Origin of the sequence: Vibrio sp. SCSIO 43086 (assembly GCF_051132235.1) — a bacterium.
Classification (GTDB): domain Bacteria; phylum Pseudomonadota; class Gammaproteobacteria; order Enterobacterales; family Vibrionaceae; genus Vibrio; species Vibrio diabolicus.
Window position 1 is genome coordinate 1,702,879 of the sequence record NZ_CP072678.1, and the last position, 19,825, is coordinate 1,722,703.

Annotated in this window: 19 protein-coding genes; 11 read left to right on the plus strand and 8 right to left on the minus strand. The window is 44.7% G+C overall.

Annotation, left to right across the window (positions count from 1 at the left end; genetic code table 11):
* Positions 1 to 50: 50 nt before the first annotated feature.
* The 7 genes from J8Z23_RS23830 (at position 51) to J8Z23_RS23860 (ending at position 8,126) form a co-directional block, all read left to right on the plus strand.
* Positions 51 to 797: an outer membrane lipoprotein-sorting protein gene (locus J8Z23_RS23830; RefSeq protein WP_434635511.1), complete on the plus strand. Its 747-nt coding sequence runs from the start codon at positions 51 to 53 to the stop codon at positions 795 to 797.
* A 35-nt stretch (positions 798 to 832) separates the two neighbouring features.
* The gene (locus J8Z23_RS23835) at positions 833 to 2,062 is read left to right on the plus strand and encodes an ABC transporter permease (protein ID WP_074189927.1); all 1,230 of its coding nucleotides are present in this window, start codon (positions 833 to 835) and stop codon (positions 2,060 to 2,062) included.
* A complete protein-coding gene (locus J8Z23_RS23840) occupies positions 2,052 to 3,287 on the plus strand; it encodes an ABC transporter permease (protein ID WP_395187261.1) in 1,236 nt (411 codons plus the stop codon). Before J8Z23_RS23835 ends, J8Z23_RS23840 begins: the two co-directional genes overlap by 11 nt.
* Positions 3,287 to 4,003 (plus strand): ABC transporter ATP-binding protein, encoded by a 717-nt coding sequence (locus J8Z23_RS23845; RefSeq protein WP_005391145.1) that lies wholly within the window; start codon positions 3,287 to 3,289, stop codon positions 4,001 to 4,003. Before J8Z23_RS23840 ends, J8Z23_RS23845 begins: the two co-directional genes overlap by 1 nt.
* Positions 3,993 to 5,201, plus strand: coding sequence for a hypothetical protein (locus tag J8Z23_RS23850; protein ID WP_434635514.1), 1,209 nt, complete (start codon positions 3,993 to 3,995; stop codon positions 5,199 to 5,201). The genes J8Z23_RS23845 and J8Z23_RS23850 overlap by 11 nt, the downstream gene beginning before the upstream one ends.
* Positions 5,202 to 5,345: 144 nt before the next feature.
* Positions 5,346 to 7,346, plus strand: a complete 2,001-nt coding sequence (locus J8Z23_RS23855) for a HAMP domain-containing methyl-accepting chemotaxis protein (protein ID WP_434635515.1) — start codon at positions 5,346 to 5,348, stop codon at positions 7,344 to 7,346.
* A gap of 300 nt (positions 7,347 to 7,646) precedes the next feature.
* The gene (locus J8Z23_RS23860; RefSeq protein WP_006742047.1) at positions 7,647 to 8,126 is read left to right on the plus strand and encodes a Dps family protein; all 480 of its coding nucleotides are present in this window, start codon (positions 7,647 to 7,649) and stop codon (positions 8,124 to 8,126) included.
* Positions 8,127 to 8,225: 99 nt separating this feature from the next.
* On the opposite strand, the gene J8Z23_RS23865 is transcribed toward J8Z23_RS23860, so the two are convergent.
* From J8Z23_RS23865 to J8Z23_RS23885, 5 genes are all read right to left on the minus strand, one after another.
* The gene (locus J8Z23_RS23865; RefSeq protein ID WP_256894090.1) at positions 8,226 to 8,846 is read right to left on the minus strand and encodes an HAD family hydrolase; all 621 of its coding nucleotides are present in this window, start codon (positions 8,844 to 8,846) and stop codon (positions 8,226 to 8,228) included.
* Between the two features lie 142 nt (positions 8,847 to 8,988).
* Entirely contained in the window at positions 8,989 to 10,065 is a 1,077-nt protein-coding gene (locus J8Z23_RS23870; protein ID WP_256894091.1) for a PQQ-dependent sugar dehydrogenase, read from the minus strand.
* Between the two features lie 138 nt (positions 10,066 to 10,203).
* Positions 10,204 to 11,352, minus strand: a complete 1,149-nt coding sequence (yiaY, locus tag J8Z23_RS23875; RefSeq protein ID WP_005391135.1) for an L-threonine dehydrogenase — start codon at positions 11,350 to 11,352, stop codon at positions 10,204 to 10,206.
* Positions 11,353 to 11,685: 333 nt separating this feature from the next.
* Positions 11,686 to 12,336, minus strand: a complete 651-nt coding sequence (gene elbB / locus J8Z23_RS23880; RefSeq protein ID WP_301659243.1) for an isoprenoid biosynthesis glyoxalase ElbB — start codon at positions 12,334 to 12,336, stop codon at positions 11,686 to 11,688.
* 12 nt (positions 12,337 to 12,348) lie between these two features.
* The gene (locus J8Z23_RS23885; protein ID WP_006742043.1) at positions 12,349 to 12,498 is read right to left on the minus strand and encodes a hypothetical protein; all 150 of its coding nucleotides are present in this window, start codon (positions 12,496 to 12,498) and stop codon (positions 12,349 to 12,351) included.
* A gap of 120 nt (positions 12,499 to 12,618) precedes the next feature.
* Between J8Z23_RS23885 and yddG the strand changes: the two genes are divergently transcribed.
* A complete protein-coding gene (yddG, locus tag J8Z23_RS23890; protein WP_048625236.1) occupies positions 12,619 to 13,521 on the plus strand; it encodes an aromatic amino acid DMT transporter YddG in 903 nt (300 codons plus the stop codon).
* 89 nt (positions 13,522 to 13,610) lie between these two features.
* Here the strand turns inward: yddG and J8Z23_RS23895 are convergent, their stop codons facing one another.
* Positions 13,611 to 14,507 carry a cation diffusion facilitator family transporter gene (locus J8Z23_RS23895; protein ID WP_005391129.1) on the minus strand — a complete coding sequence of 299 codons (897 nt, stop codon included), beginning with the start codon at positions 14,505 to 14,507 and terminating at the stop codon, positions 13,611 to 13,613.
* 176 nt (positions 14,508 to 14,683) lie between these two features.
* A complete protein-coding gene (locus J8Z23_RS23900) occupies positions 14,684 to 15,562 on the minus strand; it encodes a LysR family transcriptional regulator (protein WP_006742040.1) in 879 nt (292 codons plus the stop codon).
* 171 nt (positions 15,563 to 15,733) lie between these two features.
* On the opposite strand from J8Z23_RS23900, the gene J8Z23_RS23905 reads away from it, so the two are divergent.
* Positions 15,734 to 16,309, plus strand: coding sequence for a class I SAM-dependent DNA methyltransferase (locus J8Z23_RS23905; RefSeq protein ID WP_006742039.1), 576 nt, complete (start codon positions 15,734 to 15,736; stop codon positions 16,307 to 16,309).
* 155 nt (positions 16,310 to 16,464) lie between these two features.
* On the opposite strand, the gene J8Z23_RS23910 is transcribed toward J8Z23_RS23905, so the two are convergent.
* On the minus strand, positions 16,465 to 18,438 hold the full coding sequence (locus tag J8Z23_RS23910) for an acetoacetate--CoA ligase (protein ID WP_434635517.1): 1,974 nt from the start codon (positions 18,436 to 18,438) through the stop codon (positions 16,465 to 16,467).
* Between the two features lie 222 nt (positions 18,439 to 18,660).
* Between J8Z23_RS23910 and phhA the strand changes: the two genes are divergently transcribed.
* A complete protein-coding gene (gene phhA, locus J8Z23_RS23915; RefSeq protein ID WP_005391119.1) occupies positions 18,661 to 19,455 on the plus strand; it encodes a phenylalanine 4-monooxygenase in 795 nt (264 codons plus the stop codon).
* Positions 19,445 to 19,783 carry a 4a-hydroxytetrahydrobiopterin dehydratase gene (locus tag J8Z23_RS23920; protein WP_104976512.1) on the plus strand — a complete coding sequence of 113 codons (339 nt, stop codon included), beginning with the start codon at positions 19,445 to 19,447 and terminating at the stop codon, positions 19,781 to 19,783. Before phhA ends, J8Z23_RS23920 begins: the two co-directional genes overlap by 11 nt.
* Positions 19,784 to 19,825: the final 42 nt, after the last annotated feature.

A 19,825-nucleotide genomic window follows, 5' to 3' on the forward strand; every position in this document is an offset into this window, starting at 1 on the left:
TCGTTTCGTTTCGATTCAAATTCTAGGTCGTGTCGGTACAAAGGGAAGGTATGTATAAAACGTTTTGTGTTCTCGCTTGTGTACTTCTCTCTTCTTTTTCTTACGCTGAGAGCGCTTTCGATATAGTCCAAAAGTCTGATCAAGCGATGCGCGGAAAATCCAGTTATAGCGAAGCCACCATGAAAATTGTTCGCCCTGACTGGTCACGCTCAATGACCATGAAGAGTTGGACGAAAGGTACGGAATTATCTTTGGTCTTGGTGACTGCTCCGGCGAAAGATAAAGGTAGCGCCTCGTTAAAACGTCATAGAGAAATGTGGAATTGGGTGCCGAGTATCGAGCGAGTGATTAAAATTGCGCCATCCATGCTCAGTCAGTCTTGGATGGGATCAGACTTCACGAATGATGATTTAATTAACCAATCTTCTATTGTTGTCGATTATCAACATCAACTGCTTCAAAGTGAAACCTTTGATGGTGACAAAGTTTGGGTAGTTGATGCACTTGCCAAGCCTGACGCCCCAGTGGTTTGGAGCAAAGTCAGACTGTGGATCTCTCAAACGAGCTTTTTACAGCGCAAAGTCGAGTTTTACGATGAATTTGATGAACTAGTAAATGTTTTGACGACTTACGATGTGAAAACGTTGGGTGGGCGAGACGTTGCGACTCGCATGGAGGTGCAACCGATAGATAAACCAGGAAATAAAACGGTTTTGATTACGCACGAAGCGCAATTTGATTTTGATATCGATGATGACTTTTTCTCCCAGCAGCAAATGAAGGCTCTGCGAGATTAGGGTGGATTTTGGTTTAGATAAGAGGTGAGAATCGGATGCTCATCAAGCTCGCATGGCGAAATCTATGGCGGCAAAAACGGCGGACATTGTTAACCGCTTCTGCGTTAGCTCTTGTTCTGTTTCTCTCCTTACTGACTCGAGCGTTCCAAGAAGGAAGTTACTCCTCAAATATTAAAAACGCTGCGAAGTTCTATACGGGATTAATTCAGCTACAACATCCCGATTTTGGGGACTCCTCTAGCATTGATGATGTCCTTCCTCAAACGCCTGCGTTCATTGCATCTGCCAAAAATAATCCTGATATCGACATCGTTCTGCCGAGAATTGAGTCATTTGCGCTTGCCGCCAAAGACGAACGATCCAAAGGCGTGATGGTGCTCGGCGTTGAGCCTGACGCTGAAGATAGCTACTCCAGCATTAGTGACAAAATCGTACAAGGGCGCTTTATTGCATCTGGACAAAACTCGGTGCTTGTTGGTGAGGGCTTGGCAAACTACCTTCATTTGAACGTTGGTGATGAACTGGTGTTGTATGGTTCGGGTTATCGTGGTCAAACGGCGGCTGGACTGTATCAGGTGTCCGGTATTTTGCACTTTCCTTTGCAGCAGTTAGATTCTCAGTTGGTCTACATGCCTCTTGATACCGCACAAGCGCTGTATTCGCTTGATAACCAAGTCACCGCATGGGTCCTTAACACTCAAAGTTTACGCGTGTTGCCTGACATTGTTAAACAACTAAAGCGCCACTACGGGAATGGCGTCGCAGTAAAAAGCTGGCAGGAGCTGTCGCCAGAACTTTCCCAACAGATCGCCTTGGACAAAGCGGGTGGGATCTTTTTGATCTATATCTTGTACGGCATTGTTGGTTTTGGCCTGTTTGCCACGATTTTGATGATGACGTTAGAGCGCCAGCGTGAATTTGCGGTGATGCTCGCGACGGGTATGTTGCGCAGCAAGCTTATGGGGCTCGTCGCCATTGAATCGATGTTTATCTCCGTTATTGGTCTTGTGCTCGGTATCTTGATCAGCGCGCCTGTGCTTGCGTATTTCTATATCAATCCGATTGAGATTACAGGCGATGCTGCACAAGTGATGCTGGAGAGTGGCTTTGAACCAATCGTACCTGTTTCGCTAGAGCCGTATTTGTTAATTGATCAAATTCTTGTCGTTCTCGTTATTTTATCGTTATGTCTGATGTATCCGATGGCTAGACTTCTTCGCTTGCCCATTGCTAGTGGGCTAAAAGGAGGCGCGCATGTTGATTAAATTGGCGTGGCGTAATTTATGGCGGAACAAGCTCAGAACTTCCATTATGCTAGGAGCGATGGTGTTCGGCTTAATGGGCGTTGTTGCCATGATTGGATTCATGAACGGTTTGGTCGACAGCATGATCAAAAACGCGATTGCGTGGCAAACCAGTCATCTACAAGTGCATCAGAAATCCTACCTTAATAATCCTGACCTTAGTGACACAATAACGAATTATCAAACGATAACGGCCGCTTTGGCTGCACATCAAGATGTTAAAGCGGTATCGGCGCGATTTCTTGCTGATGGCATGATTGCTTCTGCGCGTAGTACGAGAGGCGTTCGGATCAATGGCATCAATATTGAACAAGAGCAAAGTATCACACCGCTTAAAAGCCATGTGATAGACGGAGAATGGTTAAACGAAGTGGGAAGAAACCCCATTCTTGTTTCGCAAAAAACCGCAAATCGGTTGAAGCTGCGTGTTGGATCGAAAGTGGTTTTAACATTATCTGACATCAAGGGTGATGTATCTGGCGCAGCTTTTCGCGTTCGAGGTATTTTTAAAACGCCATCCACCACGTTTGATGACGGTAATGTCTACGTCCGTAAAGTCGATCTCGAAACAATCGCAGGCTTGTCGGGTGCGCATGAAATTGGCGTTTTGTTGAACTCCAACGAGACTGAACAGCTAGAAAGTGCAGAGGCATTTACGTTATCAATATTGCCACAAGCCAACCGTGAACAATTGGTCGTGAGAAAATGGCAAGAAATACAGCCTTTACTCGCAACAATGATGAGCTCAATGGATATCTCTAACCAAATTATGTTGGTCGTTTTCGTACTTGCAATGACTCTGGGAATCATCAACATCATGCTGATGTCAGTTTTTGAAAGAACGAGAGAGTTTGGGGTGTTAATGGCGGTTGGCATGCAGCAGCATAAAATTCGCACACTGATTATTTTGGAAACGCTATTCCTTGGTTTAAGTGGTTGCGCGCTAGGGTTATTAGGAAGCGCAGTCATGTTGAAAATACTGAGTATTACTGGCTTATCGCTTGGCGCACTTGCGGATGGATTAGGTGCTTATGGCGTCGATACCTTGCTTTATCCAAGAGTGTCGTTTTATGAATATCAATTGATTATTGTGGCTATTTTTATCGCGAGCTTATTTGCGGCTTTGTATCCAGCAAGGCAAATTCTCAAACATCGACCTGCGGATGCCATGGCGGAGAAAACGTAATGACGATTAAATTGGAAGGCTTATCCAAGACGTACAACCCAAAGAGTGATTTTCCGGTACATGCGGTTCAGAGCGTAGATTTGGAGATCAAGCAAGGTGAGTTTGTCGCTATTATGGGACCTTCTGGTTCAGGGAAAACGACGCTACTAAACATGTTGGGCGGGATCGATTCGCCTACATCAGGACGCGTGGAAATTGATGGATGCTTAATCTCTGATATGTCAGAAAAAGAGTTGATCGCTTATCGGCGCGATAACATTGGCTTTATCTTCCAAGATTATAGCCTGCTCCCCGTACTGACAGCTCTTGAAAACGTCGAGTTTGTTATGCAATTGCAAGGGAAAACAGAAAGGGAATGTCGTGAACGCGCCAGCGCGCTACTGCAACAGGTTGGATTATCACAGCAGATGCATAAACGTCCGAGTAAAATGTCTGGAGGCCAACAACAGAGAGTTGCGGTTGCAAGAGCATTGGCACCAAAACCAAGGTTTGTAATGGCAGATGAGCCTACCGCCAACTTAGATGCAAAAAGTACAGCCGAGCTGCTTGATATAATGGAACAACTCAGCGAAAAAGAAGGCACCACATTTATCTTTTCTACCCATGATCCAAGAGTTATTAAGCGCGCGCATAGAATCATAGTATTTGAGGACGGGCGTTTGGCACGAGATTTTGCCAACATTGATAACACCATAGAGAAGAGTCATGCGTGGTAGAGTAGAAGGCGTGAGCTTACTATCCAAGTTATTGCGGCTTATTTTTGCGTTAAGTCCTGCGGTAATTTGCATTAAAACTAATGCCAGCGTACCGGGTTTGGAGCCTGAAAAAGCATGGGATATCAATGGCTATGTGAAGTACATGGCGACCTATAGTATGCCTGACGAGCAGGGTAATACCCTTGACCATCTACTCCATAACCGGATTAACGTTGAATATCGCTTTTCTCCTGAATGGCGAATAAATCTCGGTATAAGGAATAAAGCATTGTGGGGCGATGCGCTTGAGATCCCTCGATATGCGGAACTCGTGGCGCTTGATAATGGGTATTTTGATCTAAGCAAAAACTGGCGAGAAGATAATGCAATCCTCAATACCCAACTGGATCGACTCTACGTCTCTTGGAGTGACCAAGATTGGAGTGCAAGGTTAGGGCGGTTCCGGGTCAACTGGTCAATGAACACCATTTGGAACCCAAACGACATCTACAACGCCTATTCTATTTACGACTTTGATTACGAAGAGCGGGCGGGCACCGACGCTGTCATGGTGAGTAAAAAACTTGGGTTTGCCGCTGGGTTAGATCTCGTTTTCTCTCCGTCAAAGCAGTCTAAAGAAAACAGCACGTCACTACGATATTTCTCCAACGTTTCTGGTTGGGACTATCAAATCATTGCGGGTCGATCTCGGCAAGACTATGTTCTTGGAGCAGGGTTCGCGACTGATATCTATCAAGCTGGGTTTCGAGGCGAGTTAAGCTGGTTTGATCCTATTGATACAAAGCATCAAGGTCAGCCTACTGAGGATACGACAGTCGCTAGTTTGGAATCAGACTACAGTTTTGGTGGTGTGCGTAACTGGATGGTGAGAGGTGCTTGGTTGTTTATTTCTGAACCAAAGCCAGCGAGCAGCGCATTAACTTACCTAAACCTCCCTCTCTCTGCGAAAACCTTGAGCTTCACGGAGCATACTGTTTATGCCGATGCTAGCTTCGACTTAACGGCGCTCAACCGCGTCACCTTATCGGCTAGTTACTATGATGATGGCTCTTACTTTGCTGGATTATCCAGCAGCTATTCACTCAGTAATAATTGGCAACTGCTAACTGTAGTTCAACATTTTAACGGTACGGACGGCAGCTTATTTGGAGAAACACCTGCAACTTTGGTGTTTGCTAATATCCGGTATAGTTACTAAAGACGCCTTTCATTTAGCTGCTATCCCTAAATAATGCAATCAATCACAAATAATGCCTTGTTCTGAAGTTGTTTTTGATACAAGCGTTTAACATTTTTGTAAACATCGTTATATTTAAGGCTCATCGTTGTCAGGAGTTTATGGATGAACCTTACGATATCAGGGAAGTTGCAGCTCAGTTTTGTGCTGCTAGCCGTACTTTTTATGGCATCAGCGGTATTCACGTATCGCAACGTCACCACTGTAGAGCAATACGCCTCTTCGTTACTTAAATCCGATTTACCGACCGTCGACACCAGTCGCGGTATCCAACAGTCCGTTCAGGCGTCGCTGTCCTCTATTCGAGCCTACATGTTGCTAGGTGGCGATGAAGAGGCGAGCGCACGTTTGAGTGAGGACGTACGCAATATCATGGCGTCAACAGACGAGTCGCTTCCAACGTTGCAGGCTTTGATCTCTGAACAGGATTTTCAAGAGATTCAAAGTCAGTGGGATGCGGTCAAAGTCTCTTTGAACAAGCTGATTGAGCTCAGCCACAGTGATGAGAACTTACCCGCGCACAACCTCTTTATTAACGAAGCGGCACCCATTGCAGAAGTGGCACTTGATCAGCTTCAAAGCTTAATCAATGAAGAGTCAGGAAACCCATTTGGTGGAGACAGAAAACGTCTGTTTAAAGTTTACGCCGACAGCTATACCTCGCTCGCCAATGCTCTGTCCGCCTTGCGAGATTTCCTGTTGTACGGGCAGCAAGATCACCTAGACAAATACCATGACTTGATTAAGTACCACAATCAGTCTGTGGCGGAAATCGATAGCAAACTCGACAGACTGACTGATAACGACCAATCATTGTGGTCACTGTTTAAAGAAATGCAGCAACTGTACTTTCCTCTCGCAGAGGAGGTGATTGCATTACGTCAGTCACCAGAATGGAACGAATCAAACTTGTTGATGGCGAACGAACTGTTGCCAGCAGCGGATGCACTAGACCAAAGTTTAGAAACGATCGTATTGGCTCAACAAAGTCGTGCTGATCAAAGCGGACAGGGCATTAATCAGTCGATCAAGAATGTACTCACCACCATGCTGATTGCGGCAGCGTTGGTTTTGTTTGCCGCAGTAGCGATTTCAAAATACATGGGCAACACCATTGGTCGCCGAGTGAAAAACTTATCGGAGCGTGCAAAGACGATCGCTTCAGGAGATGTTTCTCAGCCTCCGCTCACCGTTGTTGGGAAAGATGAATTGGCAGACCTTACCGATTCGATTAACCGCATGAACCAATCGTTAGCGAGCATTGTGGCAGGGGTGAGTGAAAAAGCGCACCAAGTGGATGCCAGTATGGGGGCTTTGTTGGAATCGGCGCAAGTCACCTCATCGAATGTGGAACAGCAACAGACCAGCATTGTTGAAATGGGAAGCCAATTGGATGAAATCGCTTTAGCCGCGCGTAACACCCTAGATCAAGCCAATCAATCGGTGCAGAAGCTTTCTGATTCAAAAGGCGAGATTGAACAAGGTCGTGATGCTTTAGAGCAAAACAAAGTTACCATGGAAAGCTTGCATGGCAGCATTGAAACCGCGAGTACACAAGTGACGCAGTTAAGCAAAGAGAGCGAAGCCATTGGTCGAGTGACAGAAGTGATTGAAGGCTTGGCAGAGCAAACTAACTTACTGGCATTGAATGCGGCGATAGAAGCAGCGCGTGCGGGTGATCAAGGACGAGGCTTTGCGGTCGTGGCGGACGAAGTGCGTATGTTAGCGACTCGCACTACTCAATCGACGACAGAAATCAACGGCATCATTAATGCGATTCAACGTTCGACCAATTCAGTGGTTGAGGAGATTGAACACAGTCAATCACTTGCGGAGCAGGGCGCTGAGCACATTGAAAAAGCGGTAACTCGTTTGCTCGTCACTACTGAACAAATTGGGTCTTTGAATGAACAAATGGCAGAACTTGCGGCAGCGGCAGAGCAGCAATCTCATGCGACCAATTCGATCACTGGATTGATGTCCGATATAACTCAATCAGTGGATGAGGTTTCGAATAACAGCCAACGTGCATCAGAGACATCATTGCAAGTAAAAGAGCAAGTTACCGAGCTTAATCAACAGATGGCAACTTTCAAAACGGCGTAGATGAGGTTTACATCTGTTCATCGAATTTTGAGCGTTAACCAAATCGTAAAAAAGCCCCAATCCTTTTCACACAAAAAGGGTTGGGGCTTTTTGTTGGATGATACGCCGATATTCGTCTACTTGCTCATTGGATTTAGCTATTTAAATCATAGCTAAAACCAAATTCTCTTCACCGAGCCGGAGTCGTAATATGACTCCATCGGCAGCAAATACTGCAAAAGAATTTTTAAATTTTATACCAATCCCGGTAAGAGAATCGTTCGTTACTACGATTGGTATCATCCTTCTAGGAGCAAGATTATGAACAAACAAGTAAGCCTAATTGGTCTAGACAGCGAACAATCAGCACAACTAGCTCAACAGCTAAATCAACTGCTAGCGCATTACCAAGTGTTGTACATGAACTCTCGCGGTTACCACTGGAACATTAAAGGTGCGCAATTCTTCGAACTGCACGTAAAATTTGAAGAGATCTACACTGATCTGCAAACAAAAATCGATGAGCTTGCAGAGCGTATTCTAACTTTGGGTCATACGCCAGCGCACGCATTCAGCAACTACTTGGAAGCAAGTGAAATTAAAGAACATCAAAACGCGACTTCTGGTGAGGAGTGTATACAAGGTCTGGTTCAAGGCTTTAGCGTTCTACTTCTAAAACAGCGTGAGATTCTACAAAACGCGGGTGAAGCAGGCGATGAAGGTACCGCGGCATTGATGGGTGACTACATCCGTGAGCAAGAAAAATTAATGTGGATGCTTAACGCTTACCTACAAGGCTAAGCGACGCATCACCCAAGCACTCACTTGGGGACGCATAAATAAATCGGGAATAAGTCAAAGGAGCACGCAAGTGCTCCTTTTGTTTATGAAAGTGCCTAGTTAGTCGTGAATGTGCTTAACAGACTGAAAATGTTCGAGTAAATCGGTCAGTTCTGTTACAGCAAGAGAGGCGGAGTCGTGGAATTGTGCAGTCGTATTGTGGTGAACAAGGCAGGATGGCATTTGGGCGTTGTATGCGGCTTGTAGGTCATAAAGGAAATCGCCCACATAAAGTACTTCATCTGGCATTAATCGCCACTCTTTGGCTAGGACTTGGAGTGATAAAGGATCAGGTTTTGCTGGGTAGCATTCACGAGTGAGGACATGTTCAACATCAATTCGGTTATGTTCCAACTTACGCTGCGTAGCGATCAAACAGTTGCGCGTTACTATCGCGGTTTTAACTTTATGCTGATGTAAGTATGCCAAAAGCTCGTGGCAACCCAGCATCGGAGATGACTGCTCTGCATCAGAAATTTCATGATCAAAGATGACATTATGGGCATGCTCTCTCTGATGTGGATGGTCAAGCTTATCAACAAAATCCAATAAATCTTCGTTTTGTGGACAGCCTAGTTGCTGACGAAGGTCTTTGAAGTTCATATCGGAGCTGACGAGTGTATTGTCTAAGTCGAAAATAACGGCTTTGACTCTTTCAAGTTTTAATGGAAAAGGAACCATGATGACCTCGTACGACTTAAACCAAGCTATCTTTCTAAAAACAAAAGGTTATTGTTAATTTTAGATTCAAACGTGTTACTTGTACGAAAATAAATCACTGATACGTCACAAATTAAATAGTCTCAATGATGTTGGTGTTTGATTACTTCTCTTCAAGACGGAAAATTTTGCCTGTATCTGTTGAAAAATAGACATAGCCATCCGGACTGATGGTGATATCTCTGACTCGCTCGCCAAGATTCTCCATCAATCTTTTTGATTCGGTGAGCTTGCCATTCTCAATAGAAACCACGTTGATGTGCGCCAGCTTCAAGGCACCGGCGAGGATTTTTCCATCCAACTCTGGGTACTTATCACCACGATACACCACCATATTGCTTGGTGCGATAGACGGAATATAAACCAACTTGGGATCTTCCATTCCCGGTAACGACTTAGCTTCCCCGACGTCTAACGGTCCCCAATACTCTTTACCCTGAGAGACTTTTGCCCAGCCGTAGTTTGCACCTTTCCTAATCAGGTTGATTTCATCACCACCACGAGGGCCGTGCTCAATCGACCAAAGTAGTTTTGTTGCTTCGTCGTAAAACATGCCTTGTGGGTTACGGTGCCCGTAGCTCCATATTTCAGGGCGAGCCTCAGAAGTCTTGAATGGATTATCTTGTGGTACCGAGCCATCAAGATTGAGGCGAAGAATAGTGCCTGCATGGGTTTGAGTGTCTTGCCCATTATCGCGTTCGCCACGGTCCCCAATTGAGAAGTAAACCTTGTCATCGACAAACGCAATACGGCTGCCGTAATGACGGCTGGTGTCCGTGATGGCGTCGGCGACAAAGACGTCTTTCCAATCCACAAGTTGATTGTTTTTCAATTGTGCGGTCGCTAAGGCCACAGTATTTCCTTTATCGGTACGTTTGCTGTAAGTAAAGAAAAGTTGTGGATTTTGTGGAGCGGTATTCGGCACTAGAGCTACATCTAATAAACCAGCTTGCCCACTGGTGTTCACATTCGGTACTTTGAAGAGGGTTTGCTGTTTTCCCGACGCAATATTAAGTAATGAAACGGTGCCGTTTTTTTCATTCACGATCATTTGTTGCTTATCGAGAAATTCAATTCCCCATGGGATTTGAAACCCATTGGCAACCTCATTGGCACGATAGTCCGCAGCATCGATAGAAAAAGCTAGGCAAGCGAGTAGGGTTGCAGTGATAGTTCTCATGGTTCCTTCCAATATGAATCCAAGATACTTAAAAACTAACACTAAAAGAGGACGTTTGGCAGGGTATGCGAACATAAAAAATCCCCAATACGAGATCGGGGATTGAATTAAGACTAGAGAATTGTTTACTTAGCGAGCCTACATCGCTTCTTCGAAGATCTTAGAGATCTCTTCGTGCGTTGCTTGTTTCGGGTTAGTGAAACCACAAGCGTCTTTTAGCGCGTTGTCCGCTAGGGTTGGGATGTCTTCTAGCTTCGCACCAAGCTCTTTAATGCCTGATGGGATGCCGACATCTTTAGCAAGCTCAACGATAGCATCAATGGCCGCCGCAGCACCTTGCTCTGCTGACATACCTTCAACATCAACACCCATTGCTTTAGCAACGTCACGTAAACGCTCTGGACATACTTGCGCATTGTAACGTTGTACGTGAGGTAGAAGAATCGCGTTACATACACCGTGTGGAAGGTCGTAGAAGCCGCCTAGTTGGTGCGCCATTGCGTGAACGTAACCAAGAGATGCGTTGTTGAATGCCATACCTGCCATGAACTGTGCGTATGCCATTTGCTCGCGAGCTTCAAGGTTTTCACCGTTTTTCACTGCTGTGCGAAGGTGAGCTTGAATCAGTTCAATTGCTTTGATTGCTACCGCGTCGGTAATTGGTGTCGCAGCGATAGATACGTAAGCTTCGATTGCGTGTGTTAGCGCATCCATACCTGTTGCGGCAGTAAGAGACGCAGGTTTAGCAAGCATCAATTCAGGATCATTCACTGACATCAATGGTGTTGTGTGTTTGTCCACAATCGCCATCTTAATGTGGCGCTCTTCATCTGTGATGATGCAGAAACGCGTCATTTCAGAAGCAGTACCAGCCGTTGTGTTGATTGATACGAGAGGCAGCATTGGTTTTGCGGATTGGTCAACGCCTTCGTAATCGCCGATCTTGCCGCCGTTTGACGCCACTAAAGCGATACCTTTTGCACAATCGTGCGGTGAGCCGCCTCCGAGTGAGATAACGAAGTCACATTCGTTTTCTTTTAGTAAAGCTAAGCCATCATTAACGTTGGTGATAGTAGGGTTTGGTTGAGTGCCATCGTACACAACGGTTGCTACGTCGCGTTCAGTGAGAAGGTCTTGAACTTGTTTGACTACACCGATTTGGTTAAGGATCTTATCCGTAACGATCAAACCTTTTTTAAAGCCTTGAGATTGGATGCTGTCTGCTGCGTCTTTTAAACAACCAGCGCCCATTAGGTTTACCGTAGGGATAAAAAATGCACTTGTCATATTGGATAGCTCCGTCGTTATTTTTAATAATCTTTCTTAATTTGCCATTTACTGTCGCACACTCGTTTCCAGATTGAAGTTGATCTGAAGCAAGTTTACCTATTTAGAGGTATTTGCAAGAGAAAAACTGTGACAGTGATCTTGTTGCACAGCGTATAGGTGCAACACAGATATAAAGTAGAATAAATATGAAACCAGTGACGCAATCGATTGGCAAAAATTGATATCTAATACGGATATATCTCTAAATTAGACTAAAGTATAAAAAATCCCCATTAATAACTTAACTATCAATGGGGATGGGAGGTAGGTTTATAAGTTATCTATCAATAATTAGGCAATTTCAATCAGCTTTGATACTAACTTTTCGATACCTGATGCCGCTTGAGATATATTCTCTGCCAACATATAAGCAGGGGTTGATAGAACGAGGTGTGTTTCATCAAAAACGATATCCTCGACAGAGCAAGTGATGTGCTCGCCGCCCATTTGATTAAATGCTATCGAGATCGCTTCATCGTTGCCTACGGTGCCTTTCACGCCTTGAGCATAAATCATCGGAATAATGACAGGTGAAATACACAGATAACCTGCTGGCTTTTTCGCATGAGCGAATGCGCGACATGCTTGAGCTACGTGTGTATTAATCGAGCACTCAGCCCCTGATACTGCGAAGTCAGTGAGGTTTTTAGCGGCACCAAAACCGCCAGGTAAGAGTAGGGCATCAAACTCCTCTGGGTTTAATCTTGCAACATCATCAATATTGCCACGTGCAAGACGTGCAGATTCCACCAACACATTTCGTGTTTCGTCCATCTCTTCGCCAGTTAGATGATTAATCACGTGTAATTGATCGATGTTAGGAGCAAAGCAATGCCATGATGCACCTTCTTTTTCAATGGCATGGAGTGCTAATACGGCTTCATGCAGTTCTGTGCCATCGTAAACACCTGAACCACTGAAGATAACTGCGACTTTTTTCATTTGAGAATTCCTTTAGTCTGAGGTTTCCGTTTGTTGCTCTGTTTCTTTTAGATGCTGAGTGCTCGAATCAGTTTCGGCGATTTCGCTATCGTCGTCTTCTTCATCATAGTAGCGCACAACAAAAGGTGTAAGCATAACACTCGAGGGCAGAAAATGTTTCATATCGACTCCAACTGCGTAATGGAGTGATTTTTATACTGATTTTTATAAAACAGTACGTTGAACCTGATCATTTTTGAGTTAAGCTGATGTTTCCTTTGGCATTCGTGAGTGGTAGGTCACATGAAATCAGTGCAATTTCGTTTCACACTTTATGGTTGTATTGCCATCCTCTCTTGGAGTTGCTTACTTGGCATTGCCAGGTTGGTTACCGAGAGCTTAGGTCCCGTGGGCGGGGCGGCCATGTTGTACTCTCTCAGTTCTATTTTCCTTCTTATCGTAGTTGGCATTCCGAAGTTATCGTACTTTTCTCCAAAGTATCTCGTGCTTGGTGGCGCGATGTTCGTTTGTTATGAAATATTTCTCGCTTTATCTCTGGGATATTCCAACTCGCGTGCGCAGGCTATTGAGGTGTCGATTGTCAATTATCTTTGGCCAGCTCTCACCGTTTTGTTTGCGGTCTTAGGCAGTAACAAAAAAACAAACTGGCTGCTTTATCCAGCGGTTGCGCTGGCGTTTATTGGAGTCGCGTGGACGGTGAGTGGTGAGAATGGCTTATCCGTTACTCAGATTATGTCCAATGTCAGTAGTAACCCTTTGGTGTACTTTATGGCTTTCGCAGGAGCAGTTATATGGGCCTTTTATTGTAATTTAACCCAGAGGCAGCAATCCAAGCATAACGCGATTACGTTGTTTTTCATTGCTACTGCTGTTTCGTTATGGGTGAAATATGCGTTTGCTGATGAGCCAGAGATGACTTTTTCATGGGAAGCAATGGGCTACCTTTTTGCTTCAGCGGCGTTGATGGCTGGTGGTTATGGTTTGTGGAACATCGCGATTGTTGGCGGAAACATGGTCTTTCTCGCGACACTTTCTTACTTTACGCCCATTTTCTCTGCGCTATTTTCTTCCATTATTCTTGGTGTGACGTTGAGTCCGAGTTTTTGGCAGGGGGTTGTGATGGTTACGGTGGGCTCTTTGCTTTGTTGGGTTGTCACCAAGGAGAAGCGTGAAGCTGCAGGTTAAACCAAAATTATCTGGTTTTATCTTTGCGCTGTATGCTCAAATGGCAGAAAGAAAAAGCTCCCTCGGTCGGGAGCTTTTTCTTTCGTGTTCTAACAGTTTGCGACGTTTAAATGGAGTTGCAGTTTAAATCTGTGTTTCGACAGACGTTTCGTTAACTGAGTACGAGTTTGTTCCAACTTATCTAATGCGATGGTGTCGTCATCGACGTGCAAATCGATGTTAATACGAAGCTCTTGGCCCACTTTAGTGATACCCGCTAACTTCAGCTGGTGGTCAGATGTTTTTTCTATCTCTAGTACATCATTGCCAACGACCTGACATAGCTCTTTGCTTGGTGTCATCATTAGTAGCTCACGTAGTGCACCAACCAACATATCAAAAGGAACTTTCAGAAAGTAGAAGCCCATTAGCACCATCATCATAGGATCGGCATAAACCGCATATTCAGCGAATGGCGTTAGTGATACAACCCAAGCAGCAACAAATCCTACCGTCACCGCTACACTTAATAGCGTATCCATCTGCCACTGTTTTTTCTCTGCTTCAATCAAGCCTGATGAGAAGCGACGGCTGCGTTTAGCCATAAACCACCAAGCGTAACCACAACCGATGACGTTTACGATGCCGAATAGAGTGGCAATAGAAGCATCGACTTCACGGCCTCCGGACATCAATGCTGAAATTGCAGAGTAAAGAGAAAAGCTTACAACCACTAAAATAACAGCCGCTTTTATCGCAATAACGATTGGCTCTAAGACCGCTTTTCCAAATGGGAATACAGATTTTGAGGGCTTGTTAATATAGTAGGAAGCGGCCAGTGACAATAAAGTTAACAGTAAGCTGACCAAAGAGTAAACACCGTCAAAAACGATGACAATTGATCCTACAAGCAAGCCAAGTACCATACCACCAGCAGCGAACCCAGATGCTAAAAGGGCTGAAATGGTTAGAATACGGTTTTCGTTTTTGCTTGTCCTGTCACACATAAAAGATGCCTTTAAATTTTAATACCTTACTATTCTTCTCGCATAAGGTAATTTAGGCAACCACTAAGTGAGCAGGTTCTAATCTAAAAAGTTGCGTTTTTGTTTATGTTCTTATAAAACAATAACTTGCCGCATGATCTTGGTGCCAATAAAATTGGCGCTCACTGATAAAATGTTTAGAAGTCAAATAAATACTCGCTCAATTTATCCGCTAACCATGTCATTGCTGGGTGCTCAGTTTGACCGTTAGGTGAAAACATACAGTAGTCTTCTTGTGTCAATCCGTATGTATGCTTGATAACGGCGAGCTTTTGCTGGCGAAGGTAATGGCGGATTAATGGTTCTGGCAGTACACCCCAAGCGTCTTCTTCTAAGATGGTGTTAAGCATGTAGTCAAAACTTGAAAAGCCAATGTATCGAGTCGAGAAAGGCTGCAGTTCAGGGTTGTCTTTCTCATTTAGGTACACCATCAATGCTTGCATCTGACTGCGTAGATCTTCGTCTGAGACTCGGCGCATCTTACTTAGGCGATGTTCCGCACTGCATACTGACATCATACGTATCTTGCCTAGCGGGTTATACACGATACGAGGATCGTCGACGCGCTCATAATCAACACCAAAGGCAAAATCCACTTGGTGGGTACTGACTAAGTTGGCTAAGTCGCCACTGGATGCCAAGATTAAGTTGAAGGTTGTGGAAGGGAAGCGGTTATTCAGTGTATGAGAAAGCTCTTGCCAGAGATCATCAGGTAAGGAGTCGTCACGTGCTACCCAAACTTCCGCGTTAAAACCTTCAGAGATTTGAGCACAGGTTTTTCTTATCCGCTGTGCGATGATAAGTAGGTGTTCGCAATCTTTGTAAATGGCTTTCCCAGCTTCAGAGAGAGTGAGCTGGTTGCCAGTTCGGGTAAACAACTCAACGTTGAGATCTTTCTCCAAAGCCTTAATCGACATACTGAGTTTGGTGCGATTACAATCGAGTTGCCTTGCTGCTTCAGAAACAGAACCACACTCAGCGATGGTGCAGAAGGCTTCTACTTGAGTTAAGTTCATGATTTGACACAACCAATAAATGAATTCAAATAATTTGGGTATTATGCAGATGTGCTCCCAAAGCCGTGAAAGATTATCGAAAAAAACGCGAATCCGCCAGATAAGTCTATGGTCTTTTAACGGTTTTGCGGTAATCTATGTGGGTTACAAAAAGTGAACATGGAGGCCACGATGGCACAAGATTGGGACGGCTTAGCAAAAAACTGGGAATCAAATCCAGCAACAGAGCAATTTGCGCAGTCGGTGTTTGAGCAGTTACAACAGCTAACTCAGCTTGATGGCATTAAAGTACTAGATTTTGGATGCGGAACAGGGCAGTTAAGTCAACGATTGTCACCGATGGTTAAAGACATCGTAGCATTAGACGCATCGGAAGCCATGATTGAAGAACTCGATAAAAAAGAGCTTGCCAATGTAGAACCTGTCGTAGATGCATTGTCTCGCGGCTTGGTCGCTCAGCATCCAGCGTTTCGTGGACAGTTTGACCTAGTAGTTGCATCGTCAGTTTTAGCGTTTGTGGAAGACTTAGACGCGTCATTAAAAATCTCGCATTCTTTACTTAACCACGGCGGTTACTTTGTTCATTTTGATTGGATTGCAGAATCTGAACAAGACGGTTTTACCCTTGCGAAGTCTAAACGTGCTTTGAAAGATGCAGGTTTTACTGAGGTGGAATCGCAACACGTTTTTGACATTACATCTGACGGTAAAACGATGTCGGTATTAATGGGGCTTGGTCGCCGTTAAGACTGAATAAAGAACACCACACGATAAAAGCGAGCTACCTAGCTCGCTTTTTTCTTATCGGTTGAGGGGATGTAACTAAGTTAATCTCACTTGTTCTTCAACCTGTCGCCGCGGGTGTACGCAAAGTGGTTCTCTAACAACCAAGTGTTCTGAGGTTATTTTTGGGCGATTATCCTGCGTATCTCCTCCAACACTTCAGAATTGGCTATTGCGCCTAAATTTTCTACGCTCCGATTGTTAACGACTTGCTTAACGGCTAACTCAACCAGTTTTCCGGAACGGGTCTTAGGAATATCGCTTATTGCGTAAATCGCACTAGGTACATGTCTTGGAGAACATGCAGATTTTAGCTGTGCTTTGATGGAGGCGATCATCTCGTCGTTGAGCTCTATCCCTTTCATTAATTGGACAAACAGCCATATTTGTTCGTTGCGATCGACTTCTTTTCCTACTGCGATGGAATCTAGAATACCGTCTATACTGTTCACTTGCTGATAGATTTCGGCCGTGCCGATTCTTACGCCACCGGGATTCAACGTGGTATCACTTCGACCATAAAACACGTATCCACCAACGCTGGTTTGTTCAACATCGTCGCCGTGGTGCCAAATATTGTCGAACTTATCCCAATAAGCACGATGATATCTCTCCCCGGTGTCGTTCCAAAAGCCAGCGGGGAAGTTGGGCAATGCATTGGCACAAACCAACTCACCGCGCTCTCCGATTACGCTATTACCCTGCGGGTTAAAGACTCTGACATCGACCCCTAATCCCGCTGATTGGCACTCTCCTCGATAAACGGGAGAAATAGGGTTGCCTAACACAAAGCAGCCACAAATGTCTGTCCCGCCTGAGATCGAGGCGAGGTGGACATCTTCTTTAATGTGCTGATAGACATAATCAAACTGTTCTGGATACAGAACCGAGCCCGTTGAACAAATGGTTTTCAGAGCGGGAAATGCATCACTTTTCGGCGGAGAAAAAGAAACTTTTTCCAATGCTTCTAGGTATTTCGCCGAAGTTCCAAACAGCGTTACTTCGGCTTGTTCAGCGAGGTCCCAAAGCACGTTATGAGCGGGATAAACAGGGCTACCATCAAAAATTACTAAACATGCGCCGCTCGCGAGTGAAGAAACGTGCCAGTTCCACATCATCCAGCCGCAGGTCGTGTAATAAAACACTCTGTCGTTAGGTTGGATGTCGCAATGTAGTTGGTGCTCTTTCAAATGGTTAAGCACTGTTCCGCCGACGGAATGAACGATGCATTTCGGTTTGCCTGTCGTGCCTGAAGAATAGAGCACAAATAGCGGATCGTTAAAATTAACACGAGTAAAAGTTAGCGCTTCGGGAGTGTATTGATTCAGGACGTTTTGCCAATCTTGAGTGCAGACGTCGCATTCAAAAATGTGTGGTTTAAGGTAGCTAATTTGGCAAACCTGTTTAAGACCATCAAGATGATCCGCAATATGCTGGTTTTTCTCAGACATATCGAAAGTTTTGCCATTGAATGTATAGCCATCACAAGTAAACAGGATTTTAGGTTTCACTTGACCAAAGCGCTCCAAAACGCTTTCAACGCCAAAATCAGGTGAGGTAGAAGTCCAGGTTGCCCCTAAACTGGTGGTTGCTAACATGGCTATCACCGTTTGAGGTAAGTGAGGCAAATAGCCAGCGACGACATCACCTTGCTTGATTCCACATTCTTTCAACCATTGCTGGACACTCGAAACTTCTTCACACAATTGTTTCCATGTGTAGGTTTGCTTTTCTTCACGTTCATTTTCAAACCAAATCGCGAGATCATCGGGTTGGTGACACGCGTAGGTTAGCAAGTTTTCGGCGTAGTTAATCTGCGCGTTTGGGAACCATTTCATGTCCCTATTTTCGACGGGTTGCTGCCAGCGACTTTCTGCTTGCTCCTTTACGGTCTCTCCTTGAGTACCAATGACGTCGCAGAATAACCAGACTTCTTGCCAAAATTTTTCCACATGATCGAGCGACCATTGATGCAGATCGGCGAAGTTTTCAATGGTATTTCCTTGTCGATTAATGTGTTCAATAAACTGTGTGATGTTGGCTTCTTCGATACGACTTTCGCTCGGTTGCCATACTTTGCTGCTCTCGCGCATAGGTCCCTCTATAACAAAGTGGTAACAGATTTTAGTTTGAGAGGAATACACGATAAAGTCAAACAAGCTAGATATTATATCGTGTCATAAAAATCATGCAGTTACGACGTGTTGTAAACAATATGTTACATCGAATCGATACTGAGAAAATCGTGTAGGGATTGGAAGCTCTCAAGACTGAAGATAGGCTTAATGTAAAGGATTTGTTAATGGAGATGTGCCATGACTCAGTATCGTTCTAAACCCGTAAACCAGGAAGGCAGGGTTGAATGGAGCCGTGAAGAAGACGCCATTTGGCGAGATTTGGTAACACGACAAATGGGTGTGATCCAAAACAGAGCTTGTAAGGCTTATTTACACGGTTTAACGCTGCTTGATTTACCTCAAGACCGCGTTCCTCAATTGCCAGAAATTAATCGTGTCCTGATGGAGACAACAGGTTGGCAAGTGGAGCCCGTTCCCGCGCTTATTGATTTCGACCGTTTTTTTAATCTGCTCGGTAATAAGCGCTTTCCCGTCGCCACATTCTTGCGTACCAGAGAAGAGTTCGATTACTTGCAAGAGCCGGATTTCTTCCACGAAATATTTGGTCATTGCGCGATGTTAACCAACCCAGATTTTGCTGCATTTACCGAGCATTATGGTCAACTAGGGCAAGCCGCTACACCAAAACAAAGAGCCTATCTTGCTCGTCTCTACTGGTTTACCGTAGAGTTTGGCTTGGTGAAAGAAGGGGACAAAACCAAAATTTACGGTGGTGGTATTCTCTCATCTCCTGGCGAAACCCTCTACGCATTAGAGAGTGATGTAGCAATTCGCGACCCATTTGAATTACAAACTGTGTTGAGAACGCCCTATCGTATTGACATCATGCAACCGAAGTACTACGTGATTGATGACTTTTCTCAGCTCTTTAAAATCAGTCAGTTAAATTTATTGAAACAAGCCGATCTAGCGATTGAAGCTGGACTGCTTCCTCCACTTTTTGAACCAAAGGAACCTGCTCATGTTGAATGAACAAAAATGCGAAGCTTGTAGTATCGATGCCATTGCACTAAGCAAAGAAGAACAACAATCTCTGCTGCTGCAATTGTCTGATTGGCAGATCATTGAAAGAGAAGATATACCTCAACTAGAAAAGGTGTATAAATTCAAAAACTTCAAACAAGCATGGGCTTTCAGTAACAAAATCGCGGAACTGGCAGAAGATGAGTTCCACCATCCTTCTATTTTGTTGGAGTGGGGTAAGGTCACCGTAACGTGGTGGAGTCACTCTATCAAAGGTCTGCATAAAAACGATTTTATCTGCGCATCAAAGTGTGACGCACTAGTATCGGCAGAGTAGGACATTACCTCACACAAAAAATGCCCGGTTTTATGCCGGGCG

Excerpts from the sequence above, each read along its gene's own strand:
- yiaY (WP_005391135.1), bottom strand. The coding sequence starts at position 11,352 with ATGACAAGTGCATTTTTTATCCCTACGGTAAACCTAATGGGCGCTGGT.
- J8Z23_RS23830 (WP_434635511.1), top strand. The coding sequence starts at position 51 with ATGTATAAAACGTTTTGTGTTCTCGCTTGTGTACTTCTCTCTTCTTTT.
- J8Z23_RS23920 (WP_104976512.1), top strand. The coding sequence starts at position 19,445 with ATGTTGAATGAACAAAAATGCGAAGCTTGTAGTATCGATGCCATTGCA.
- elbB (WP_301659243.1), bottom strand. The coding sequence starts at position 12,336 with ATGAAAAAAGTCGCAGTTATCTTCAGTGGTTCAGGTGTTTACGATGGC.
- J8Z23_RS23855 (WP_434635515.1), top strand. The coding sequence starts at position 5,346 with ATGAACCTTACGATATCAGGGAAGTTGCAGCTCAGTTTTGTGCTGCTA.
- J8Z23_RS23850 (WP_434635514.1), top strand. The coding sequence starts at position 3,993 with ATGCGTGGTAGAGTAGAAGGCGTGAGCTTACTATCCAAGTTATTGCGG.
- J8Z23_RS23870 (WP_256894091.1), bottom strand. The coding sequence starts at position 10,065 with ATGAGAACTATCACTGCAACCCTACTCGCTTGCCTAGCTTTTTCTATC.
- J8Z23_RS23895 (WP_005391129.1), bottom strand. The coding sequence starts at position 14,507 with ATGTGTGACAGGACAAGCAAAAACGAAAACCGTATTCTAACCATTTCA.
- J8Z23_RS23865 (WP_256894090.1), bottom strand. The coding sequence starts at position 8,846 with ATGGTTCCTTTTCCATTAAAACTTGAAAGAGTCAAAGCCGTTATTTTC.
- J8Z23_RS23905 (WP_006742039.1), top strand. The coding sequence starts at position 15,734 with ATGGCACAAGATTGGGACGGCTTAGCAAAAAACTGGGAATCAAATCCA.
- J8Z23_RS23860 (WP_006742047.1), top strand. The coding sequence starts at position 7,647 with ATGAACAAACAAGTAAGCCTAATTGGTCTAGACAGCGAACAATCAGCA.
- J8Z23_RS23840 (WP_395187261.1), top strand. The coding sequence starts at position 2,052 with ATGTTGATTAAATTGGCGTGGCGTAATTTATGGCGGAACAAGCTCAGA.
- J8Z23_RS23835 (WP_074189927.1), top strand. The coding sequence starts at position 833 with ATGCTCATCAAGCTCGCATGGCGAAATCTATGGCGGCAAAAACGGCGG.
- J8Z23_RS23845 (WP_005391145.1), top strand. The coding sequence starts at position 3,287 with ATGACGATTAAATTGGAAGGCTTATCCAAGACGTACAACCCAAAGAGT.
- phhA (WP_005391119.1), top strand. The coding sequence starts at position 18,661 with ATGACTCAGTATCGTTCTAAACCCGTAAACCAGGAAGGCAGGGTTGAA.
- yddG (WP_048625236.1), top strand. The coding sequence starts at position 12,619 with ATGAAATCAGTGCAATTTCGTTTCACACTTTATGGTTGTATTGCCATC.
- J8Z23_RS23910 (WP_434635517.1), bottom strand. The coding sequence starts at position 18,438 with ATGCGCGAGAGCAGCAAAGTATGGCAACCGAGCGAAAGTCGTATCGAA.
- J8Z23_RS23900 (WP_006742040.1), bottom strand. The coding sequence starts at position 15,562 with ATGAACTTAACTCAAGTAGAAGCCTTCTGCACCATCGCTGAGTGTGGT.
- J8Z23_RS23885 (WP_006742043.1), bottom strand. The coding sequence starts at position 12,498 with ATGAAACATTTTCTGCCCTCGAGTGTTATGCTTACACCTTTTGTTGTG.